23 protein-coding genes are annotated in these 21,893 nt (G+C 44.9%); 8 read left to right on the top strand and 15 right to left on the bottom strand.

The window, feature by feature from the left end; translation table 11 throughout:
• The first annotated feature begins 27 nt into the window (after positions 1 to 27).
• Positions 28 to 447 carry a hypothetical protein gene (locus QSV55_RS09670; RefSeq protein WP_289650039.1) on the top strand — a complete coding sequence of 140 codons (420 nt, stop codon included), beginning with the start codon at positions 28 to 30 and terminating at the stop codon, positions 445 to 447.
• Between the two features lie 22 nt (positions 448 to 469).
• Here the strand turns inward: QSV55_RS09670 and QSV55_RS09665 are convergent, their stop codons facing one another.
• Genes QSV55_RS09665 through QSV55_RS09655 form a run of 3 tightly spaced genes read right to left on the bottom strand, consistent with a single transcriptional unit; the run spans position 470 to position 2,916 of the window.
• A complete protein-coding gene (locus tag QSV55_RS09665; protein ID WP_289650038.1) occupies positions 470 to 1,168 on the bottom strand; it encodes a PepSY domain-containing protein in 699 nt (232 codons plus the stop codon).
• 54 nt (positions 1,169 to 1,222) lie between these two features.
• A complete protein-coding gene (locus tag QSV55_RS09660; protein WP_289650037.1) occupies positions 1,223 to 1,876 on the bottom strand; it encodes an HAD-IA family hydrolase in 654 nt (217 codons plus the stop codon).
• Positions 1,876 to 2,916, bottom strand: coding sequence for an NADH:flavin oxidoreductase/NADH oxidase (locus QSV55_RS09655; RefSeq protein ID WP_289650036.1), 1,041 nt, complete (start codon positions 2,914 to 2,916; stop codon positions 1,876 to 1,878). Before QSV55_RS09655 ends, QSV55_RS09660 begins: the two co-directional genes overlap by 1 nt.
• A gap of 151 nt (positions 2,917 to 3,067) precedes the next feature.
• Here QSV55_RS09655 and QSV55_RS09650 point away from each other — a divergent pair, with 151 nt between their 5' ends.
• The 3 genes from QSV55_RS09650 (at position 3,068) to QSV55_RS09640 (ending at position 5,389) form a co-directional block, all read left to right on the top strand.
• Complete coding sequence (locus tag QSV55_RS09650) at positions 3,068 to 3,445, top strand: GntR family transcriptional regulator (protein WP_243721473.1); 378 nt, start codon at positions 3,068 to 3,070, stop codon at positions 3,443 to 3,445.
• The gene (locus QSV55_RS09645) at positions 3,445 to 4,542 is read left to right on the top strand and encodes a DUF1648 domain-containing protein (protein WP_289650035.1); all 1,098 of its coding nucleotides are present in this window, start codon (positions 3,445 to 3,447) and stop codon (positions 4,540 to 4,542) included. Before QSV55_RS09650 ends, QSV55_RS09645 begins: the two co-directional genes overlap by 1 nt.
• A 76-nt stretch (positions 4,543 to 4,618) precedes the next feature.
• Positions 4,619 to 5,389, top strand: coding sequence for an NUDIX hydrolase (locus tag QSV55_RS09640; protein WP_289650034.1), 771 nt, complete (start codon positions 4,619 to 4,621; stop codon positions 5,387 to 5,389).
• A gap of 14 nt (positions 5,390 to 5,403) precedes the next feature.
• On the opposite strand, the gene QSV55_RS09635 is transcribed toward QSV55_RS09640, so the two are convergent.
• Entirely contained in the window at positions 5,404 to 6,441 is a 1,038-nt protein-coding gene (locus tag QSV55_RS09635; RefSeq protein WP_289650033.1) for a C45 family autoproteolytic acyltransferase/hydolase, read from the bottom strand.
• Between the two features lie 179 nt (positions 6,442 to 6,620).
• On the opposite strand from QSV55_RS09635, the gene QSV55_RS09630 reads away from it, so the two are divergent.
• Complete coding sequence (locus QSV55_RS09630; RefSeq protein WP_289650032.1) at positions 6,621 to 7,424, top strand: hypothetical protein; 804 nt, start codon at positions 6,621 to 6,623, stop codon at positions 7,422 to 7,424.
• Positions 7,425 to 7,464: 40 nt separating this feature from the next.
• Here QSV55_RS09630 and QSV55_RS09625 read toward each other — a convergent pair whose 3' ends face one another.
• From QSV55_RS09625 to QSV55_RS09615, 3 genes are all read right to left on the bottom strand, one after another.
• The gene (locus QSV55_RS09625; RefSeq protein ID WP_289650031.1) at positions 7,465 to 8,955 is read right to left on the bottom strand and encodes a M4 family metallopeptidase; all 1,491 of its coding nucleotides are present in this window, start codon (positions 8,953 to 8,955) and stop codon (positions 7,465 to 7,467) included.
• Positions 8,956 to 9,111: 156 nt separating this feature from the next.
• Positions 9,112 to 10,626, bottom strand: a complete 1,515-nt coding sequence (locus QSV55_RS09620; RefSeq protein ID WP_289650030.1) for a M4 family metallopeptidase — start codon at positions 10,624 to 10,626, stop codon at positions 9,112 to 9,114.
• 180 nt (positions 10,627 to 10,806) lie between these two features.
• A complete protein-coding gene (locus QSV55_RS09615) occupies positions 10,807 to 11,169 on the bottom strand; it encodes a hypothetical protein (protein ID WP_289650029.1) in 363 nt (120 codons plus the stop codon).
• A 119-nt stretch (positions 11,170 to 11,288) separates the two neighbouring features.
• Between QSV55_RS09615 and QSV55_RS09610 the strand changes: the two genes are divergently transcribed.
• On the top strand, positions 11,289 to 11,450 hold the full coding sequence (locus QSV55_RS09610; protein ID WP_165983738.1) for a hypothetical protein: 162 nt from the start codon (positions 11,289 to 11,291) through the stop codon (positions 11,448 to 11,450).
• A gap of 25 nt (positions 11,451 to 11,475) precedes the next feature.
• On the opposite strand, the gene QSV55_RS09605 is transcribed toward QSV55_RS09610, so the two are convergent.
• From QSV55_RS09605 to QSV55_RS09570, 8 genes are all read right to left on the bottom strand, one after another.
• Positions 11,476 to 12,546: an LPXTG cell wall anchor domain-containing protein gene (locus QSV55_RS09605; RefSeq protein ID WP_289650028.1), complete on the bottom strand. Its 1,071-nt coding sequence runs from the start codon at positions 12,544 to 12,546 to the stop codon at positions 11,476 to 11,478.
• Positions 12,547 to 12,764: 218 nt separating this feature from the next.
• Entirely contained in the window at positions 12,765 to 13,172 is a 408-nt protein-coding gene (locus tag QSV55_RS09600; RefSeq protein ID WP_133451852.1) for a YolD-like family protein, read from the bottom strand.
• A 106-nt stretch (positions 13,173 to 13,278) separates the two neighbouring features.
• Entirely contained in the window at positions 13,279 to 14,283 is a 1,005-nt protein-coding gene (locus tag QSV55_RS09595) for an NAD(P)H-dependent flavin oxidoreductase (RefSeq protein WP_289650027.1), read from the bottom strand.
• 15 nt (positions 14,284 to 14,298) lie between these two features.
• Complete coding sequence (locus QSV55_RS09590; RefSeq protein ID WP_289650026.1) at positions 14,299 to 15,537, bottom strand: MDR family MFS transporter; 1,239 nt, start codon at positions 15,535 to 15,537, stop codon at positions 14,299 to 14,301.
• 626 nt (positions 15,538 to 16,163) lie between these two features.
• Positions 16,164 to 17,015 carry an agmatinase gene (speB, locus tag QSV55_RS09585; protein WP_289650025.1) on the bottom strand — a complete coding sequence of 284 codons (852 nt, stop codon included), beginning with the start codon at positions 17,013 to 17,015 and terminating at the stop codon, positions 16,164 to 16,166.
• On the bottom strand, positions 16,999 to 17,859 hold the full coding sequence (gene speE, locus QSV55_RS09580) for a polyamine aminopropyltransferase (protein ID WP_133451849.1): 861 nt from the start codon (positions 17,857 to 17,859) through the stop codon (positions 16,999 to 17,001). The genes speB and speE overlap by 17 nt, the downstream gene beginning before the upstream one ends.
• Before the next feature lie 12 nt (positions 17,860 to 17,871).
• A complete protein-coding gene (gene speD / locus QSV55_RS09575) occupies positions 17,872 to 18,297 on the bottom strand; it encodes an adenosylmethionine decarboxylase (RefSeq protein WP_133451848.1) in 426 nt (141 codons plus the stop codon).
• Positions 18,298 to 18,299: 2 nt separating this feature from the next.
• The gene (locus tag QSV55_RS09570) at positions 18,300 to 19,808 is read right to left on the bottom strand and encodes an aminotransferase class I/II-fold pyridoxal phosphate-dependent enzyme (protein ID WP_289650024.1); all 1,509 of its coding nucleotides are present in this window, start codon (positions 19,806 to 19,808) and stop codon (positions 18,300 to 18,302) included.
• Between the two features lie 196 nt (positions 19,809 to 20,004).
• Here QSV55_RS09570 and pglS point away from each other — a divergent pair, with 196 nt between their 5' ends.
• Together pglS and QSV55_RS09560 are read left to right on the top strand one after the other, a co-directional pair.
• Positions 20,005 to 21,027, top strand: a complete 1,023-nt coding sequence (gene pglS / locus QSV55_RS09565) for a 6-phosphogluconolactonase (RefSeq protein ID WP_289650023.1) — start codon at positions 20,005 to 20,007, stop codon at positions 21,025 to 21,027.
• Positions 21,024 to 21,794 carry a carbon-nitrogen family hydrolase gene (locus tag QSV55_RS09560; RefSeq protein ID WP_289650022.1) on the top strand — a complete coding sequence of 257 codons (771 nt, stop codon included), beginning with the start codon at positions 21,024 to 21,026 and terminating at the stop codon, positions 21,792 to 21,794. The genes pglS and QSV55_RS09560 overlap by 4 nt, the downstream gene beginning before the upstream one ends.
• Positions 21,795 to 21,893 lie beyond the last annotated feature (99 nt).

Raw genomic sequence — 21,893 nt, 5'->3', positions numbered from 1 at the left:
AATGAAAAGAAAAAAGAGGTGATTGTGATGACAGGACCATCACTTAAACAATTGACGGCACATCGCCAGATTCATGATACCGGGCTCGCTTTAGCTGTAGAAATGACAGATGATCTGGTCATGATGCTGCGAGACAATGATGAGCAGCAGATTGTGCTGCAGGTTGTCCAGTTAGTGGAGTTCTGGGAGTCCCGTGTCATCAGTCATGCGGATGCTGAAGAAGAAGCGGATGGCTTCTACAGTGAGATGGCTGCTCAGTCAGACGAATTAAGTGAGAAAGTGATCATGCTGAAGAGAGATCATCAGCTTCTGCGAGACCTTGTTACCAAAATCAAAAGTCAGATGGAAGATGAAGGGTTCAGTAAACAGATCATTGATTATTTCAGAACGCTGATTATACTGAACGAAATACATTCTAGAGACGAAGAAAAATATTTACTGCAATAAAAAAAGCGCCTCGGCGCTTTTTTTATTTATCTTCGGTCACTGCTCCGCTGAACGGATCAACGTTATATTCATGTTCAGTCGTCCCGTCCACTAATGTCGCTTTAAATACAGGAACATTATCATCTGTTTCTAATGACCATTCTTTGACTTTGGCATTAGGACCGACTTTATCTTGAGCCTTCTTGATGATATCGTCATAGTTCATCGCTTTATCTAAATTGATGGCTGTTTTCTTTTCGTTGTCTTCTTCAGTATGCATCAACTTACGGCTATCCATGCCATAAGTATATTCTACATTTTTATTGCCTTCATTCTGGCTGATTTTATACACCCATTCATTGTTCTCTTTTTCAAACTTGATATCTGTGATTTCGCCTTTGTTCTTCTGCGATTCAAGCACTTTAATGATATCGTCTGGTGTTGACTTGATATCGTTGAGTGCTAAAGCCTGTTCACTGCTGGTATTACTATTTGAAGAAGACTGACCTTCATCATCTTTTTCTGCGTCATTCGAATCATCCATGTCATTATCATCAGAATCTTTCGCTACATTCGCATCTTCATTACTTTTAACGTCTGTTGACTTGTTCGTTTCACCAGAATTCACTTCTGATTTCGCATTATCATCTGGATTTGTCTGTTTATCATTACTGTTATCCGCATCACAGGCAGCAAGTGCGAGACCGGCGGAAAGAATGAGTCCTAACGCTTTGAATTTCATGGAAACAACCTCCAGTTACATATTTATTACTTATTTAACCTAAACTGAAAACTTTTAAACTTCCGGTTCTAAGAAATACGATTTTAAAGATGCTACATCTGTTATAAGTGCGACTGCAGGGTAAGACGAAAGTTCTTCTGAGGATCCATAGCCGTATAAAACCCCTATCGCGTCTATCTGGTTAAGCTCTGCACCGATTAAATCATGTTTGCGGTCACCGATCATAACACATTTTTTTTGAGGCAGCTCAAACTCTTCAATCAGATGTTGAATGACATCTGATTTCTGATTGCGTGTACCATTGAGTTCACTGCCTGCTATCCCGTCAAAGTAGTGACTTAGACTAAAATGATCTAAAATGATTTTTGCATAATCAATGGGTTTGCTCGTTGCCACATAGAGATGATAGCCATTTTCTTTCAGGCTATTAAGCAAATCTTCTATCCCTGGATAAACTATATTTTCATAGAGCCCTTGATCTGCAAAGTACTCACGATAAAACTTTAGGGCTCGCATATTATCATCACCGTACAGACCGTAATCTTTTTCAAAACTGTCTTTAAGAGGAGGGCCGATGAAGTGAACTAATTCGTTATGAGCAGGTGCTGTAATCTCCATCTTATGAAGTGCATGAACGATAGAATTCGTGATGCCTTCTTTTGGGTCTGTAAGAGTACCATCCAAGTCAAATAAAAGATGGTTGTACATTAACGTATCCCTCGTTCATATTGTTTCGGCACTTCGATATCATCTCTGAGTGCTTTGACCGCATGAATCGCCCAGTAGGGGTCGTTCAGCATCCCGCGGCCGACCGCCACTAAGTCAGCACTGTTATCCTGAAGTATCATCTCGGCGACAGCCGGCTCGTCCAGTATACCGACCGCGATTACAGGTGTCTCTAATTCTTCCTTGAAACGACGTGCAAAGCTGACCTGATACCCTGGATAGTTGCCGGGTTTGTCTTGCCCTGGAGGTGCCTCACCGCCTGATGAGATATCAAAGATATCTACACCTGCTTCTTGATAGCGGCGACCCATCTCAAGTGCATGCTCTATATCGTAGCCGCCGTCCATATATTCACGTGCTGAAATGCGGAAGAGCAGCGGCATATCATCCGGCATCACCGCTTTAACCGCTTTGATGACTTCTACACCGAATAAGGCTGAATCCTGGCCGTATTTATCTTCTCTGTGATTGATGCCTGGTGAATGGAACTGATGGATTAAGTAACCATGTGCGCCGTGGATTTCAATTGTATCAAACCCGGCTTCGACTGCACGTCGTGCTGCTTCCTGATACTTAGTAACCATCTGTTCTGCTTCTTCTGTTGAAAGGGCGCGTGGATGACGGACCGGACCGAACTTTGTCGGTTCCTCAAGCGGTGTCTCGGAGGCACTGACTGGGGTCTCGATATGCGTCGCTTTACGGCCGGCATGGGCGATCTGGATGGCAGCCTTACTGCCATTCGCGTGAATGATATCAACTAATCGTCTGTAGGCCGGAATCTGCGCGTCATCCCATAAGCCGAGACAGTTGGCAGTGATACGACCGTCCGGTTCGACATTCGTCATTTCGACAATAATAAGCCCTGTCCCTCCCACAGCACGGGATGCGTAGTGAACATAGTGCCAGTCAGTCGGTGTACCGTCTTCTTCTGTAACGGAATACTGACACATCGGGGGCATCACAATCCGGTTTTTCAGCTCAAGATTCTTCAATGAATAAGGTGTATTTAGAATAGTTTTCATGATTGTCATCTCCTCAAGGCTATTATAAAGGGAAGTAAATCGTGAAGGTAATCATAAGCATTTATTTACAAATAATCTCAGTATTGATATACTAATGATAGAACAGATATTTTTTTAGGTGGATTATTGTTATATATTATATAGAACAGAGGTGAGGACCATTTATATTGAGATTGATGAACAGTCCGAAATTCCGCTCTATTTGCAGCTAGCCAATCAGATCATCAGAGCGATTGCGACGGGTGAGGCGATGCCATATGAGCCATTGCCTTCCGGACGTGCATTAGCCGGTGATCTCGGTATCAACATGCATACCGTGAATAAGGCTTACCATTATCTTGAGGATAAACAATTTATTCAAGTGCTGCCGAAGTCCGGTGCCATCATTCATCCGGCTGCACGCCGTCAAGCGACGCAAGAAGAAAAAGAAGATATCAGCAACCGGCTGCAGCCTATTATTGATGAAGCAAAGTGCCTTCAATTAACGGATGACGAAATTTATCAACTGATAAAAGGGGAGAAAATCTGATGGAAACTCTAGTACTGAGTCTGATAGTTTTAATGACAGGATTGATGATGTTGTTTTCCGGGCGATGGATCAGACGAAACCTGCTCTTCAGTATTTATGTACCGGATGAGCAGCAACGCCGTGCTGAAATAAAAGCGATGCAACAGAGCTACAGAAATAGCATCATCATCGTTTCTGTTGCTGCGGCCCTGTTAACGGCCCTGCTGCTGGCTCTATTATCTGCAGGATGGGGAATGGCAGCTTTTATCATTATCATCCATACATTGATCATAGCTGAGCTGCTGATCTATAGCCGAAGCTACCGGTCTCTAAAGCAGCTGAAAGAAGAGGAGGACTGGATGGCAGGCAAGCAGGTTGTCCGCGCCACTGATACAACCGTCAGAAAGGATCTGCATGTGCTGCCGTCTGTTATCTATCTGATACCAGCCGCTATACTCTTACTGGCCACACTTTATACGTTATTCCATTATCCGGAGCTACCGGAACGAGTAGCCGTACACTGGGGTCTAGATAATCAACCTGACCGTTTTGAACAAAAAAGTCTGATGACGGTCTTTCTGCCGGCTGGAATGGGATTTTTTACTTTGTTTATTATGGCAGCTGTTTCCAACGCGACAGATATGATGCCGCTCAAGCTGAATCCGGCAGCTAGAAAAGCATCTGCTGATTATGAGGTGAGGACGCGCAGAAATAACAGCTATGTGATTTTTATGATCAGTATGATCATGGCACTGCTGTTCAGTTTTATCACCATTCAGCAGGTCATTATACCGAATGAGAACCTGCCAGCAGCTTTTATGCCGGTCGTCCTGATCGGCACTTTCTTGCCGGTGATTGCCGGCATGTACCTCCAATGGCAGGCAGATAAAGACTACCGACATGCAGCAGCGGAAAATGATAAAGCACCTTATCATGATGATTCGAACTATGTATTAGGCCTATTCTATTACAACAAACAGGATCCGAACGTCTGGGTACCGAAAGTCTCGCAGTTTGGTATGACATTGAATATGGCCCGGACAGAAGCGAAACTGCTGGCGGTTCTTTTTGTGATTGTGCTGTTAGGACCCGTTCTCATCATTGAATTATTGATGTAGCCATCCGTCTGCAAATATTAGCAAAATTCTGTTTTTTTACCTATAATGAAAGAAAGGGCAGTAAAGGTGTGAGAATATGTATCAGGTAAAGACAGAGATCAAAATCATTCCAGACGGCTTTAACGCTGTTAATGATTTCTTTCACGACCATGTATTTCGCAGCTACGTTGAACTCGGGGCGCGACTCGTCGGCCGCTGGGTAGATGAAGATTACACTCAGATTACGGAGATATGGGATTTTCAGGACCGTGAACATTATCAGCAGTTCTTTAATCTGAGAAAAGAAACGTCGCACTATAAGAACAGCCGCTTGCAGAAGATTGCTAATGACAAGTGGATCATCTCCAAGAAGGAAACACATATGATGCCGACGGGTAATTACTTTCAGCCGCGGCATAGTGTATCCGCCAGTGTCTATGTACAGAATGAAGCGGGTGAGACACTCCTCGTCCGCAGTCTGCATCGCAGTGACACACTCGAGATGCCGGGCGGTGCGCTGGATAAGGAGGAAAGTCTTGTCGATTGTGCAGTGAGAGAAGTGAAGGAAGAGACAGGACTGGATGTCGAGATCAAGGGGCTCCTCTGCATCACTCAGAACTTATCAAGTGGTGTCATCAATTTCAGCTTCCATGGTGAAGTCATAGGGGGCGAGCTTGCAGATTGCGAGGGTGAGACACAGGATGTCGGTTTTTATGATATCTCTGATACGCAGCTGCATGTACACGTGACTTATCCGCATTTTAAGGAGCGCATCCTTGAATGCAGCAAGCTGAACTATCTGCCATTAGATATGTATGAAGTCAGACCTTATCATCTGACGCAACGCTTAAAAGGCGCTCATCATTGAGCGCCTTTTTATATTTATTCGCTGGCAAACGTGATAGTGCTGTCGATTTGACCATGAATTGTCTGGATATCCAGCGCATGACCAGCTAGCCATTTCCCGAAGTCCAGTTCGACCGGTGACTGGTTACCGCCGAGTGCAAACAGAGCCTTCAATTCCTTGGGGAAATAGCAGCTGGTATGAATCGTGCCACTCCAGCTGGCATATTTGTCGCTGAAAATCCCTGCCTCCGTGTTATTCATGATTCGAAATGCCTGATCCGCAGTCAGGGCATCTGTCACCTGTTCCGTCATCGCCTGCATGCGCATCTTGGAATCAGTCAAGACCCGTCTATTCTCATGCGTCAGGACTTCAAAATGATTGGTACAGTAGTGATGGTCACGAACAACGACATCCCGCGGTGTAATCTCGATGATTTTTGTTGTACCGGAAGGGTCGAGAACGATATAGGAGAAGCTTGAACGGTGAGGGAGCTCATGCAGGAGATCGACGACATCCTGCACATTCGCACAGGTCTCTAGAATCAGCCGGCCGACCATATAGCAGACAAAGCCGTCCCCGGGCTTCTTACGATGCATGAAATTATAACCCATCGTAAGGCCGAGCTCGTTGATACCATCCATGCGGCCGGTGATACGGGAGACCGGAGCCATCGTCGCCAGACCGCCGTCATTCGGCTGGAAGAAAGTGAGACGGCCATCATAAGTCGCAGGGTGATAATCATAGTTACGGACCAGATAGGAATCTGACGTAAAAACAGAACAGCCGCTTTCCTTGGCATAGACCCGGTAGTGACCGAAATTGAGCAGCACCTGTTCAAGACTGAGCTGAAGGCCATCCTGGATTCCCATCAGCTCCTCCCAGATCTTCGGTGCAAACTGCTGATAGACCTTCTCCGTTTCAACAGGATCGATATCAAAGCGAGGACGGCGCAGACGCCATTCGCGTTCACGGTTCTCCATCATCAGTGTCGACTTCAGCCATTCAGCCTGCGCGAGCCCGAAATCATAATGACTCCCTCTGAACTCAGTGATCACACTTTTCACTTGTTGCATTCAATCACGTCCTTACTGGAATTAGATTTATTTTAACATAGAGGAAGCGTCATCCCCATGCAGGTCGACTCCCTTCTCATTTTAAGATTTATTAATCCAAAGAGATTAAAAGTGTAATAACCGTCTTCCCTTGACTTTTGCATATATATATCCTAAGGTGGGTACCGAGGAGTGATAAAATGAGAACGTTTGAACAGGAGAAGGATCTTTTTTTCATCGATAGTTCAACGTACGAACTTTTAACAGAACACTTAAAAACGACCGTGGTATGTCCTAAGGATGAGTTTAAAGGACATATTCTTTATAAAAATTTTCATGTCAGCAATTGCCACCGCACCTGGCAGATTGCCGATTATGACTATGTCATTGTGGCGCGTCCTGGCTGGTATGAATCACTTTCAAGTGAGCTGCAGCAGCTGATTTATGAGGAGCAGCGCCGGACAGGCTCCCGGCTCGTCCTCGGCCATCTGCTGATTACTCAGCAGTTCTGGCGTAGTCTGGCACCAGCCACACAGCAGAGACTGATCCATTTTTATGATGAGAAGATTGAAGAGGTGGATATCAGTGGTCTGCCTGAACGTTTCCAGCAGCTGCATCATGTTTTTCCGGAGGAGCACGGCGGCAACTGTTTCGCGACAGCGCTGTACGGGGTGGTAGATGATCCGGCCTTATTGACAGAGTGGGTGCATAGTCAGACGTTCCTTGATATGCTTGAAAGAAATCATTTCCAGCGTTTTGACCGTGCAACGAAAGACAGTGTTCTGGTCTTTGAGAAGGACGGTGTGGTCGTCCATGCCTGCTATGTCATTGATGATGAGTACTGCTTCAATAAATCCGGTCAGACTTTCTTCAATCCGTGGCATATCGCGCGTATAGACAAAGTGATGGCAGACTGGTATGACTGCAAAGTAATGTTCTTCTGTGACCCGTCCAAACTGGATCAATTAGTGAACTTAGGCATTGATGACAAAGTCGTCGCATAATAAAAAGGTGAGAGATTATGTTCTCTCACCTTTTTCTGTATTAATAAACGCCGATCTGATCCCAGGCACTACCTACAACTTGAGCATCTGCTGTACCATATAAGTCTGTTGCAGACTGAATGAGTGCTGCCCGTGCATCGCTGAATGTTGCATTTGATGTTAAATACTGTGTCAGTGCACGGTAATAAATCTGTTCTGATTTCACTTTGCCAAGCTGTGTGACCGTATTGTAGAATGCTTTATTCGGGATACCGCTGTTATAATGGACACCGCCGTAATCACCTGCTTCTGTGTTAGGCAGGTAACGGTAGTTATTCATATGGGCTGGTTGGTTATAAAGAGTAGGGTTAGAGAGACTTCTTAAACCATCTCCTGCCACATTTGGTGTATAGACATCTTCACCGATCAGGAAATCACCTGAGTCAACGAAATAGGCGAAGATATCAGAGAATGATTCGCTTAACGCGCCTGACTGATTCTCGTAAGCAAAACCAACAGCGCTATCAGTCACGGCATGTGTCAGTTCATGCGCCACTACATCATTTGCGCCTGATAAAGCTTTGAAAGTAGAGCCATCGCCGTCACCATAGACCATGACTTGTCCGTTCCAGAATGCATTATTATAGTTCACACCGAAATGAACGATAGAATAAATCGGTGAACCGGCATTGTCATAAGAGTTGCGGTTGAAACGTGCTTTATAATAATCGTAAACGACATCAGCGTTGTAATGCGCATCCACACCTGCTCGCTGTGTCTGAGCAGTGAAGTATTTGTCACGGTCTGTCATCAGACTATAAGTGGAAGTGGTATTCTTTGCATCATATGTTTCAATCAGACCTGAATGCGTGAAATCAGTCAGTGAATAGATGCCTCTGTTAAAGTTCAAATTGATAGTTTTACTGGTCCCGCTGACGCCAGTTCCAGTCCCTGTTGTAGCCACGTCTTTAATTAAGTTCTGCTTGCTGATGACGGCGCCGGTCTCTGCATCAATCTGGATCAGCCAGTTGGCAGCTTCCGGTGTAAGATAGATCAGCTGGATATTGTAGACGATTTTATTCTTGTCCGGGTTGATGACAGTCTCCACTTTATTGACGACTTTACGGCCCATATTGCTGACTGCTTCAGGTGAAACGCCAACTGCTGCATAAGCTTTCTGAATAGCCTGAACTTGAGTCAGTTGTTGTGTATTAGTAGGTGCGAGTGTAGACTGGTCTAAGTCACCGTTGACCATCACGACGTTGCCATTAGCATCTACGTGAACTTTGACTTCTGAGTTAATAGCAAATTTTCCATTTGCTTTAGGTTTTAACGTATAGTGTGTAAAGCCGAGTGAGTCTTTATCAGCTGATACAATCACGTATTGGTTATAGCTTTTTTTCACTGCTTTATAGCCCGGCAGGTCCTTCAGCACTTTCTTTATATCTTGAGAAACCTGTGTGTGTGGTTTGATAGATTGTGCAGAAGCATGAGGCGCGATAAGTGTTGCCATAATGCCGGCAGAAAGCAGGGCAGGTGTCAGTTTTTTCAAGTGTTTATCCTCCATTTAACGCTTTAATATAGCATAACTATACAGCAAAATAGTTAAAATGCAATAGGTTTTCTGAAGGATTAAAATCAAATTTTTGTATCATAATACACATAAAAAAGAAGGGCTTCCTGATGTAAGAAGTCCTTCTTTTTTATGTTAATAAACGCCGACACTTGACCATGCATTTGCGATAGTGTTCGCTTCAGTGGAGCCATATAAATCCTGAGCGGAACGGATGAGTGCAGCACGTGCATCGGAGAATGAAGCGTTAGGTGTCAGGTAATAAGTGAGGGCACGGTAATAGATTTTCTCAGCTTTTGCTTTACCGATGACGGTTACCGTATTATAGAACGCTTTGTTCGGGATACCACTATTGATATGAACGCCGCCGTAATCACCGTCTTTTGTATTCGGCAGATTGCGATATTGATTCATATGAGCAGGCTGGTTGTACTGTTCAGGATTAGACATGCTGCGCAGGGCATCGCCCGCTACGCCTGGTGTGTACACATCTTCACCCATCAGGAAGTCAGGGTCTACGAAATAGCCGAATACATCAGAGAATGATTCATTGAGTGCACCTGGTTGATATTGATAGACAAGTCCAGCTGTATGTTCTGTCACAGCGTGTGTCAGTTCATGTGCAATGACATCATTTGCGCCTGATAGCGGAGAGAAGGTGCGGCCATCGCCATCACCGTAGAACATTGCTTCACCATTCCAGAATGCATTGTTGTAATTGCGGCCGAAGTGGGCGACTGAATAGAGCGGCGCGCCTTTTCCGTCGTAAGAGTTGCGGTTATGTGTGTTCAGGTAATAGTCATAGACTTGATCCGCATAATAGTGGGCGTCAACCCCTGCACGTTGTGTTGTGCTGGTGAAAGCATTATCGGTGTCGGACATCAATGTGAAGTTAGTTTCAGTATTATGAGCATCATATGTCTCGATGTTGCCTGTATGCGTCTGGTCAACAAGGTAATATTTGCCGCTGTCTGACACTAGATTAAGTGATTTATAATCTCCTTTGTTGCCATAACCATAGCCGGTTGTTGCGACCTCTTCAAGCAAGTTTTTCTTTTGGATGACAGCTCCTGTCTCAGCATCGATTTGCACATGCCAGTTCGCAGGTTCTGGCGTAATATAGATAAGCTGGACATCGTAGACGTATTTATTGGATTCTGCGTTAATCGCAAGTTCCGCTTTTTTCACCACTTTACGGTCCATATTCTTGACTTCTGATTCCTTCACGCCAGCCGCTTCGAATGCCTTATCAACGGCAGTTTCACTTGAAATCTTCTGCGAGTTCGTCGGCGCAAGTGCTTTCTGGTCCAGATCACCATTGACAAAGACAATCTGTCCCTCTTGATTGACGTGAACTTTGACTTCTGAATGAAGTGCAGCTTTGCCATTCACTTTTGGCTTCAATGTGTAATGCGTGAAGCCGAGGTTATCTGTTTCGGCACTGACCACTTCATATTGTTTATAGTTCTTTTTCACTTCTTTCGAGCCTGGAAGATTTTTCAGTGCTTTTTTAGCATCTTGCTTATCGTGCACTTTTTCCAGCTGAGCAAGGGATTTTGACGCATCTGACTTTGCTTCTGCGACATGGCCAGGTACTAGTGAAGCGAGCATTACGGATGAAAGAACTGCAGGTGCAATAAATTTTTTCATTTTGATGTCCCCTTAATTTGAAGTATTTGTGAAGCTTAAATTGATTATAATCAGAAAATTATAAAAATACAATAAAAATATTAATAAAAAATATAAAAAATATGTATATAAATATAAAAGCGGACAAATGCACATAAAAAAAGCGCTTATCCTTTAGATAAGCGCACTGATGATCATATGTTATGAGCCGGTGATTCCCAGTTCAAAATGAGCACGTTTCAGTTTATGGGTATTGCCTACTGCATGAAATGTAAGTAAGCATAATGAAGGCGCACTAAGGCGATTGAAATCATCATCTTCTCGTGTGATCTTCATGATGACAAGCGTATCTTCCTGCCGGTCCGCTTTATAGATAACCTCAAAATTCCAATCCTGTACCGTTGAAAAACGTTCTTCAAACACCTGGATCATATTGTTATAATCGCCATACATCACATGCCCATCAGGGTAGACAAATTCTACCGCTATGTCAGGTTCAATAAGGGTTTTGATTTCTTCGAGATTCTGATGCTGCCAGGCAGCGAGGAGTTGTACATGTGACAAATGAGTCATTCCTTCTCTATCAAGACTTTAGAGTATTATACCATAGGTTGTTTTAAATATTTTATAACGGGAAATTAATATGGTAAAATAAAATCATTATGATGATAGAGGTGAAACACATGAAGGGATTTTTTAAAGCTTTATTCTTTATCGTATTTTTACTAGCGATTGTTGTAACAGGTGGAGCTGCTTTCTTATTCACTCGTTTTAAAGCAGATTTTGAAGATATCGAGCGTCGTACAAAGGATATCGTTGCACAAATTGAAGCGCAAAACCCATAAAAACTTGCCTGCGGGCAAGTTTTTTTTATGGTCTGGATGAGCGGCGCGTGATCAGGAGCATACTGATACCACTGACAGCAAGAATAGAACTGAGCCATTTTGTAAAGTCATGTTCTCCTGTCTGAGGCAGTTGTACTGATTTTTTCTTCTGAGGCCGGCTGACTTTTAGAGGTATTATCTCCTCTGTGCTTACTTGCGGACGAGGGTCGACTCGAGGTGCTGAGACAGTTAGTTGTGGTGCGCCGTTTACCTTCCTGCTAGACGTTTTTCTGATTGCTTGATGTGTTGTTTCGTAGGGTGTTTTCGGATGTGACGGTTTGAGTGTCTGAGCTGCTTTGACTGTCTTTTCTTTTTTAGCGGGGACTTTCACTGCTTTTTGTGGCACCGGCATGTGTTGAGGGGGGTTAGTCTTCTGATTGATAGTTTTCTTAGGGGGCTGCTTCAATGTCTGTTGCTGGGTCACAGGGTCATGAGATGACAGGTCTGAATGACGATGAATGGCAGGTTTCTTCGGTGTTTTCGGTATTTTCGGTGTTTCTGGTATCTTCGGTTTCTCGGTAGGTTTCTGGATGACAAGAGCAGCTGATATTCTTTCCGGAGCCCGCTGCTGTACAGACACTTCCTCAGAACTGCCTGTTGCTGAGTCAACCTCTGACCCTTCTTGTATCACGACATCATTTTGTTCATCAGGCTGAAACGTTGCCCGGGCTTTGACACGAGAGAGTTTGTGGTCGCCAGGGGCCAGGTGAAGAAGCAAGCAGCCTTCTTCATCTGTCATCACTTCTTCGCCGTCTAACAGCAGAGGTTGTGAAGACAAGGGTTCATTATACTGATTGATGACTTGAATGAGTGTTTCAGCTGGCTGCTCAAGTGACTCATCAGGTATGTCAGACTCGACTGTCTCCTCTTCTGGCAAAGTGAAGTGTTTATCGTCCTCCTCTTCTTGCAGCAGCTGTCCGTCAGACCCTGTTTCTATCTGATCATCGACAATTACAGTGAGTGAGTAATGAGAGTCAGAGTCGACCGGGTTAATAAGAGGGGCAGGGGTAGGGGCGGTGGCCAGAGCAGTCATGAATAGCATACCGAAGTGTATCATGAGTCATCTCCTTCGTTTTCTTTTTATTGTGACAGGTCACCGGCATCGAATCTACCGTATTACTGTTTCTATAGAATCTCTACATAGCTGTTACAAATCAGTGGAAATAGGGCCATTATTAAAAAGTTGAAATCCATGTATTTACATTTAGGACATGATTAATAGGTTGATGTAAAAAATAAGCTTAATTAAATTTACAAAAAAACTATCTGAAGAATTCAGATAGTTTCAAGGGTGATATTGATGACATCCATGAATGAAATGAAGCACATCTGCTGATCTGCTTGATTGATTCCGATGATATGTAGAGCCCACCTATCAATTCTCTCGATAGTCATTACGAGATCATTGATGTAGCCCTCATGATAGAACTGAATCAGAACAGGGCACTGCTGCCGTTTCGCTTCTCGCAGTGCAATGTCCAGCTCCTCGAGACGATCTTCTGATAGTTCAGGCCGGTCGATCTTGTTCTGATTCTCTATATGCTGTCTGACAATTTGGAACTGCTCAGGCATCGTCGCAAATGGCGCCCATTTAATCATGCCTCGCCCTTTTGGGATGTGCGGATTCAGCTGGCTCGGCTCAACTTGACGATAATCCAGCTCACCATAGACTGGATGCTCCATAACATCACTTCTTTCGCTGATGTAGCTTCATTATACGAACATATGTTCGATATTGCAACCATATTTATGATTTTTCATGATACCGCATAAAAAAACCGCCGCTTTCTTAGTGAAAAGCGGCGGTTAGTTCGGTTAGCACAAGGTCTAAAGGCAGAGTTTTCGATGCTCTGATATTTTGACCGGCCCAGTTGCTCATATAACCAACCTCTTGCTGCTTCTTGGCAGCTGCTCTGATATCCTGCGTCATTATATTCATATAGGCATAGGGTGGAAGGTCTCTATGTGCAAGCTGAGTCATCATTTCATTCTGAATGCCCCGGGCCGTTCTGCCGGTAAATGACTGAGTGTAAAGCGCGTCAGTTTCAGTCGCTTCAGCAATCGCCTTTTTATGAAGGGGATGCGCTGTGCTTTCAACCGTGTTCAGGAATCGGGTGCCGATCTGCACATATGAGGCGCCGAGTGCGAGAGCCGCTTGGATGCCGCGCCGATCGCTGATACCACCTGCTGCGATAACGGGTAGGGATACAGCGTCCACAACCTGCGGCACAAGCGCCATGAGGCCGATAGATGGCGCTTCGGTGAATCCGCCTTTATGTCCTCCCGCCTCATACCCTTGAGCCACGATGAGATCGACACCCGCCTGCTCCATGATCAGCGCTTCTTCAACTGTAGAGATAGTACCGATAACGGTGATATCTGCTTGATGCAGTTTATTTACCAGAGCAGAATCTGGACAGCCGAATGTAAAACTGACGATAGGCACCTTTAAATTGATGCAGAGCTCAACATAATCTTTCAAAGATGCTTCAGGTGTAAAATCGTAACGATGAATAGGTGGAATATGAAGGATTTCTCTGATGTGATTGAGCGTCTGGTTGACCGCTGTCACATCTGGTACAGGCGGACGGTCATTTGCAAACAGATTGACCTGAAAAGGGTGAGGGGTCATGGACTGAACTGTCTTGATCTGTTCTGTCAGTTTTGAAAGTGGAAGATTTCCTGCTGCGATTGAGCCGAGACAGCCGGCATTTGATACGGTAGCGACAAAGTCAGGCGGAATAATACCACCTGCCATAGGTGCCTGAATAATAGGATACTGAACGGATAACATGACAAGACCTCCATTTTATTCGGGTATCGGTTGTTTGAAGATGCGAGTATGAACAGCGAGATAGAAGAGCAGCATACCGATAAGACCCATAATGATGACATAGAGTGACATCATTATGCTGTTTAACACGACGCCGATGATCAGCCCGGAACTCGCAACAAGGCCGGCCCCACTGTAACCGAGAGAACTGAATGCGATATAGCTTGCCCGTTTATCCTCTGGCATCAGCTTCGCCTGGAAGACTGAAATAATCGGTGTCTGCATCAGCTCACCGACTGTTGCGAGGAAGATGACAAGCATCAGTAAATACCAGGTCGTCAGATGATGAGCAAGACCATAACCTGCAGTGTAAAGAAAAGTGCCCATCAAGAGGACATAGACCTGATTGCGATGTTCTGTCAGCTTGGCAATCAGGAAAGTGATGGTGACGACAAGCAGTGTATTCTCAATCAGCAGGATACTCATCATACGTACCCCGTCAACATGGACACCGAACAGGTCAATGGGCTTAAAGACATTATGGAGTCGCACCCCGATATAATTGGTCAATGCGAACTCAGCTGAAAAAACAAAGATCATCGCTGACGTAAAGACGACAAAACGTGTGTCTTTCAGCGCGACCTTATAACTGCTCAGTAAATCACGTAGCCAATGAGCTTCAACGACCTTACGTGCTTTATGGACGGTCGGATCGATAAGATAACGCTGGAAGATAGCCGTATTGACCAGCATGATGAGCACGATGAACATAAAGAGCAGAACCCGGTGGTCCTTGTAGAACAGACCGCCGATAGCTGTGCCGATAGCAGTCGCAAGATTGTTGGTCCAGTAAGACATCACATAGACAGACTTTCTCATCTCTTCGGTTGTAGAATCAATGATCAATGCCTCCAGGGCGGGAAATATCATAGCCCCGCTGACGGCAGTGAATATAAAGAGAAGTGACACGATCCAGGGCATATTGATGGCGGGATGAATAAAGAGAGTCATCAATATCATAATCACGGCAAATAAGAGCTGACCGGCAACGAGCTGTCCTTTACGGCTGAAACGATCAGCGAAATAACCGCCGCACAAATTGCAGATGAGACTGAATATGACGTTGACACTCAAAAGGATACCGGATGTCACTTTACCCAGTTCATCAGCAATATAGAGGACCATAAAGGGCATGACACTCATACTGGCTGCATGATCAAAGAAACCACAGATAATTCTGAGTTTGACATTGGAGGGGAATTGTGAAAATTTCATAGCTGAATCCTCGTAGTTCTGTAGAATAACTCTATTATACCTATATTGAAGATGAAATAGTTGGATTTTTCTAACATTTTTCACTCGAAGAATGCGATGTGATAGCAAGAGTTATGAGCGATAAACGGCAAATATCGCTCATAATGCCAGTAAAAGAGCGGAATTTCTAGAGTTATGAGCGATAAACGATGAATATCGCTCATAATGCCAGTAAAAGAGCGGAACTTCTAGAGTTAGGAGCGATAAACGGCAAATATCGCTCATAATGCCAGTAAAAGAGCAGAGCTTCTAGAGTTATGAGCGATAAACAGCAAATATCGCTCATAACGTCAGTAAAAGAGCGGAATTTCTAGAGTTATGAGCGATAAACGGCAAATATCGCTCATAACGTCAGTAAAAGAGCAGAACTTCTAAAGTTATGAGCGATAAACGACAAATATCGCTCATAACGTCAGTAAAAGAGCGGCACTTCTAGAGTTATGAGCGATAAACGACAAATATCGCTCATAATGCCAGTAAAAGAGCGGAATTTCTAGAGTTATGAGCGATAAACAGCAAATATCGCTCATAACGCTGTGCCGCAATAAAAAAGGTCCTCATACATCAATATGTATGAGGACTTTCATCTATTTTGTGATGGCCAGCATAAGTTCGCGCGCGACTTTAGCTGCCACTGCATTTGATACACCTGATGCATCGTAAGGTGGCGACAGTTCCACGATGTCAGCTGCAACAACGTTCAGCTGCTCAAATATTTTGAAAGCAGGTTCCAGTTCCTTGTAGGTCAGGCCGCCTGGTTCCGGTGTGCCAGTGCCAGGGAAGATAGAAGGATCGAGGCAATCAAGATCAATCGTGACATAGACAGGCGTATCTTTCAGGATGCCCGGCAGGTCTTTCAAAGTATCGATAGAGAATTTTTCAAGTGTCGTATGTTCATTACTCCAGTCGAATTCTTCTTTAGTGCCTGAGCGGATACCATATTGGAAGATACGGCCGTCACCTGTGATGTCATGAATACGACGGACGACTGTCGCGTGACTTAAAGGCTCGCCCATATAGTCATCGCGTAAATCTGTATGAGCATCAAGCTGGATAAGAACAACATCAGGATATTTTTCGTGAACGGCACGGAAGGGACCGAGCGTCACCAGATGCTCGCCACCGATCATGAAAGGCAGCTTGCCGGCCGCTAAGATTTCGCGGGCTGTATCTTCCAGTTCATCCAGCACCTTCACTTTGTTGCCGATGGTAATATCCACATCTCCCGAATCCATGATGCGGACGTCTTCCAGGTCTTTATCAAGGTAAGGACTGTAGGTTTCAAGTCCGTATGACTCTGAGCGGATGGCATCTGCCGCAAAACGTGTACCGGGACGGTTCGAGACTGTTCCGTCAAAAGGCGCACCGTAGATGACAGTGGATGCGTCTTCAAAGGTTGCCTCACAGGCCATATAGACATGCTTATTCGGCTGCATCATTCAGCATCTCCTTGACGAATGTCGGCAGGGCGAACGCACCTGTATGGATATCTGTATTGTAGTATTTTGTTTTTAGGCCTAGTTTGTTCCATGCATCTAAATCGGCATCTTTTAATGGGTCGAATTTTTTAGACGCGAAACCGAAGAGCCAGTGACCTGACGGGTACGTCGGCATATGGAACTGGTAGACACGTGTAATCGGGAAAAGACCTTTGATCTTAGAATGTGCCCGTTTCATTTCATGGGCATAACTTGGATAGTACGGTGACTCATGCTGGTTGATCAGAATACCTTCGTCGGTCAGAACACGGAAACAGTTGTTGTAGAAGTCATGCGAGAAGAGCCCTTCACCAGGACCGATCGGATCTGTAGAGTCGACTAGAATAAGGTCATAATAACCTTCTTCTTTATTTTTGACATAAGCAAGGCCGTCTTCGAATAACAGCGTCACACGAGGGTCTTCCAATTTGCCTGCTGTAATAGGCAGATATTCCTGTGACAGACGGACGACGCGCTCGTCAATTTCGACCATGTCGATCTGTTCGATTGACTTGTAGCGTGTCAGTTCACGGACTGTACCCCCGTCACCGCCACCGATGACCAATACTTTCTTGATGTTAGGATTTGTTGCCATCGCTACATGTGTAATCATATCGTGATAGACGAATTCATCTTTCTCGTTGACCATCATCAAGCCGTCTAATGTGAAGAACGTCCCGAATTCTTCAGATTCAAAGAAGTCGATCTGCTGAAAATCAGACTGCTCAGAGTGGATGTGTTTATTTGTCTTGATTGAGAAACGAACGTTATCTGTATGATTTTCTGTATACCAAAGATCTAACATGGAAAGTCCTCCTTATTTTACGTCGACTTCGACAGGTTTGAATGATTCGACTACGATTTCACCTTTAGAATATTTGTGGATTTTATCAGCCATACCGCGGCCGATTTCATATGAATCAGACAGTTCAGCTTTTAATGCTTTCTCCAGGTAATCTTCAGCTCTCCATGGGTCTACTGTATCACCACATGTAAAGACGTCAACAGATGCATAGCCATATTCCGGCCATGTATGGATGGTTAAATGAGATTCAGAGATGATAACAGCACCTGATACACCGTAAGGATTGAAAGTGTGGAAGCAGCTTTCAACGATAGTGGCACCTGATACACGTGCCGCCTCGTTCATGATCTCTTCAATTTTATCGTGGTCTTTTAAGATATCTTTATCACAGTTATAGTATTCGATTAAAACGTGTCTGCCTAAAGTTGTTAATTTCATGGTTAATTGTCCTCTTTTCTATTCATAATATAAACTTGATTTGAATTTTCAGTGCCAATCTTGATGATCGGCTGGTTATTGATGAACTGCCAGTAATCAATGACTTCCTGCGAAATGCGTTCACCGGCCATCAAGATAGGGATACCCGGTGGATAAATCATAAGAGATTCAGCACAGATTTCACCCAGTGCTTCTTCAATGGAGACGGGATGTTTCTCGCCGTACAGGACTTCACGCAGTCCCATCGCCTGCTCCGGAATGGAGAGCTGTTTCAGTACCGGCGCGTGGACTTCACGCGTGGCGTCATGGTGCTTACGGCTGATATCCATGAGTGCATCGCGCAGGCGTTCAAGGACATAGGCATTATCTGCTGCTGTCACAATGCCCATGACGACGTTGGGTTCAGCGAGTTCCATCTGAATATGGTAATCACTACGCAGAAGTTTATAGATCTCAAAACCTGACAGATTGATGGTTGAATCGACATAGATTGTCAGTTTTGTCTCGTCCAGGTCCTGATCATAAAGTCTGTTGAACTCATGTCCATCCAGCATATGGAAACCTGGAATGGCAGTGACGGCTTCCTTGAATTGATGCACATGTGGCATCAATGCCTGAATGCGTTCCCGGCCGTGCAGTGCCAGATGTTTACGAGCGATATCGAGCGATGACATCAGCAAGTAAGAAGCAGAAGTAGACGTCAGCATATTGATGACACTCTTGACCTTATGCTGATCCACGCGGTGGCCTTTGACGAGCAGCACACTCGACTGAGTGAACGAGCCGCCTGTCTTATGCAGACTCGTGGCAGCGAGGTCAGCACCTGCCTCCATACTGGAGATAGGCAGTTCAGGTGAGCATCTGAAATGTGCACCATGCGCTTCGTCGACGAGCACCGGCATATCATGGGCGTGAGCAAGCTCGACGATGGCTTTCAAGTCGCTGACCGCACCGAAGTAAGTCGGATTCATAATGAAGACGGCCCGGGCATCAGGATGAGCTGCGATAGTTTGTTCCACCGCTCTGACACTTAAGTTATGAGCGATACCGAACTCTGTATCAAATTCGGGCAGGACATAGATCGGTGTGACATCAGCCAGCGCCATCGCGTTCAGTACAGATTTATGGACATTGCGCGGCAGAATGAGCTTGTCACCCGGCTTACAGACAGAAAAAATCATGGCCTGAATGCCTTCAGTTGTACCGTTCACAAGGAAGTGGGCCTGGTCAGCAAGATAGAAGTCAGCCATTAACGCCTGCGCTTCTTTGATGACACCTTTCGGGTTATCATAGTTATCCAGCTGCGGCATAGAGTTGACGTCATGACGCAACGTTGAGCGGCTATAGTAATGAAGGTCAGTGTCATTATCAAGTCCCCGCTTATGGCCAGGCACGTCAAAACTGATGACATCCTGTTCTTCATATAATTTCAGTGCATCAAACAGAGGCGTCTGATTATGCAGTGTTTTATCGATAGGAATTAAAGTCTTAAGTTCATAGGGTTTGAGCAATCTCACACCTCCGAGATACAGAATTGTAAAATATAGTATGACTTAACTTGAGGTTTTATATGACTACTAATTTATTTTTACCAAACAAATTGTAATGTATTACTAAACTGTTGGCAAGAAAAAAATTTGAATTTGCATATGTTTTTTTGCAGCGGGAATAGTCTGTTAAAATAAAAGAAAAAAAGGGGGCAATAAGATGATCGGATACATTGGCTCATATACCAAAAATGAAGGTAAGGGCATCTATCGTTTTGTGCTGAATGCAGAGGAGAAAACAATTGATACAGTCGAAACAGGATATGAAGTGCCCGCGTCAACCTATGTTGTACAGCACGGCAATTTCCTCTATGGCATTAAAAAAGAAAATGACAGAGCAGGCGTTGCTGCCTATAAAATTAAAGAAGAGGGCCAGCTTGAACTGATCAACGACTGTCTGGAATCAGCAGAGTCAGGCTGTCATATCTCCGTGAGTCAGGACGGAGCCTATCTCTTTGAAGCGGTTTACGGGGCGGGGGAAGCCCGTCTATATCAACTGGACACAGAAAGTGGTGCCATACAGAAACTAGTCAATGTAGTCGTCCAGGAAGGGCTCGGACCTAACGAAGATCGTCAGGATAAGGCGCATACGCATTTCATTACAGAGACACCGGATGGTAAAGCAGTGGCTGTTGATCTAGGTGCTGATGAGATTATTACCTTTACATTCGGTGAAGAAGGACTGAAGCGTGAGCAGGCATTGAAAGTTCCAGCAGGTACAGGCCCGAGACATCTAGTCTTCAACCAGAACGGAAAATACGCTTACGTCATGACGGAGCTCAGCAATGAAGTCTTTGTCCTCAAATATGACAGCGGTGAGTTTAAGCTGTTAGAGCAATATTTAGCCATTCCAGCTGCTTTCACAGAGAACACGCAAGGCGCAGCCATCCGCATGAGTCATGACAACCAGTTTGTCTATGCTTCTAATCGTGGCCACCAGAGTATCGCGGTCTTTAAAGTGGAAGAAGACGGCGCTGCACTGTCGCTGGTAGAAATCGTTGACTGCGGGGGCGACTGGCCACGTGACTTCAATATTTCCAATGATGACCAGTTCTTAGTCTGTGCCCATGAAGTCAGCGGCAATGTGGCGTTATTTGAACGTGATACTGAGACAGGCAGACTGACACTTCTTGAGAAGGAGCAACAGGCAGCTGAAGGTGTCTGTGTCCAGTTCCTGTCATGAGAATCGCGCTCTATCAGATGGCAGTAATGCCAGGCCGGCCGGACCGCGCAATGGAGAAGGTAGCGAGCTGGCTACGCGGACTGGAAGGGATTGATATTGCAGTCCTGCCTGAAATGTGGAATACATCTTACGAACTAGAGCGATTGGATGAACTCGCGGATGAAAAAGGTAAGCGTGAAATGGACTTCTTAAAGACACTTGCTATGGAAAAGAAGATTCATATTGTCGGTGGCTCGATAGCAGTATCAGAAGAAGGCAAACATTTTAATAGAAGTGTAATTATTGATCAGCACGGTGAAGTGGTCTATCAGTACGACAAAGTGCACTTAGTGCCGATGCTGGATGAACCCCGTTACTTATCAGCAGGGGAACAGTTTGAGCCGTTTGAACTCGCGGGCGAGAAAATGGGGGTCATCATCTGTTATGATCTAAGGTTCCCTGAGCTGATGCGCCGACTTGCTTTAGAAGGAGCAGAAATCATTTACGTGGTCGCAGAGTGGCCGGAAGAACGAATGGATCATTTCACCACCCTCCTTAAAGCGCGGGCGATTGAAAATCAGTGCTATATTGTAGCATGTAATGCAGCAGGCGGATGTAACGGCACAGTCTTCGGCGGTCAGTCGATGATAATAGAGCCGACTGGACAGGTGCTGGCAGCAGCGGGTCAACAGGAGGAAACCCTCATCGCGGAGATAGATATAGAACGTTCGACAGAAGTAAGACAGGCAATACCCGTGTTTGAATCACGCAGACCGGAATTGTATTGACACAAAAACCGTCCCTCATAGGAGAGACGGTTTTTGTGTTGAATAGAGTGTTATTAGGTTATGAGCGATAAACAGGAAATATCGCTCATAACACCAGAG

The sequence above is a fragment of the Macrococcus bovicus genome (genome assembly GCF_030376725.1).
Lineage (GTDB): Bacteria > Bacillota > Bacilli > Staphylococcales > Staphylococcaceae > Macrococcus > Macrococcus bovicus.
Note: the sequence above shows the minus strand (reverse complement) of the source record. Positions and strands in the feature narration are given on the sequence as shown.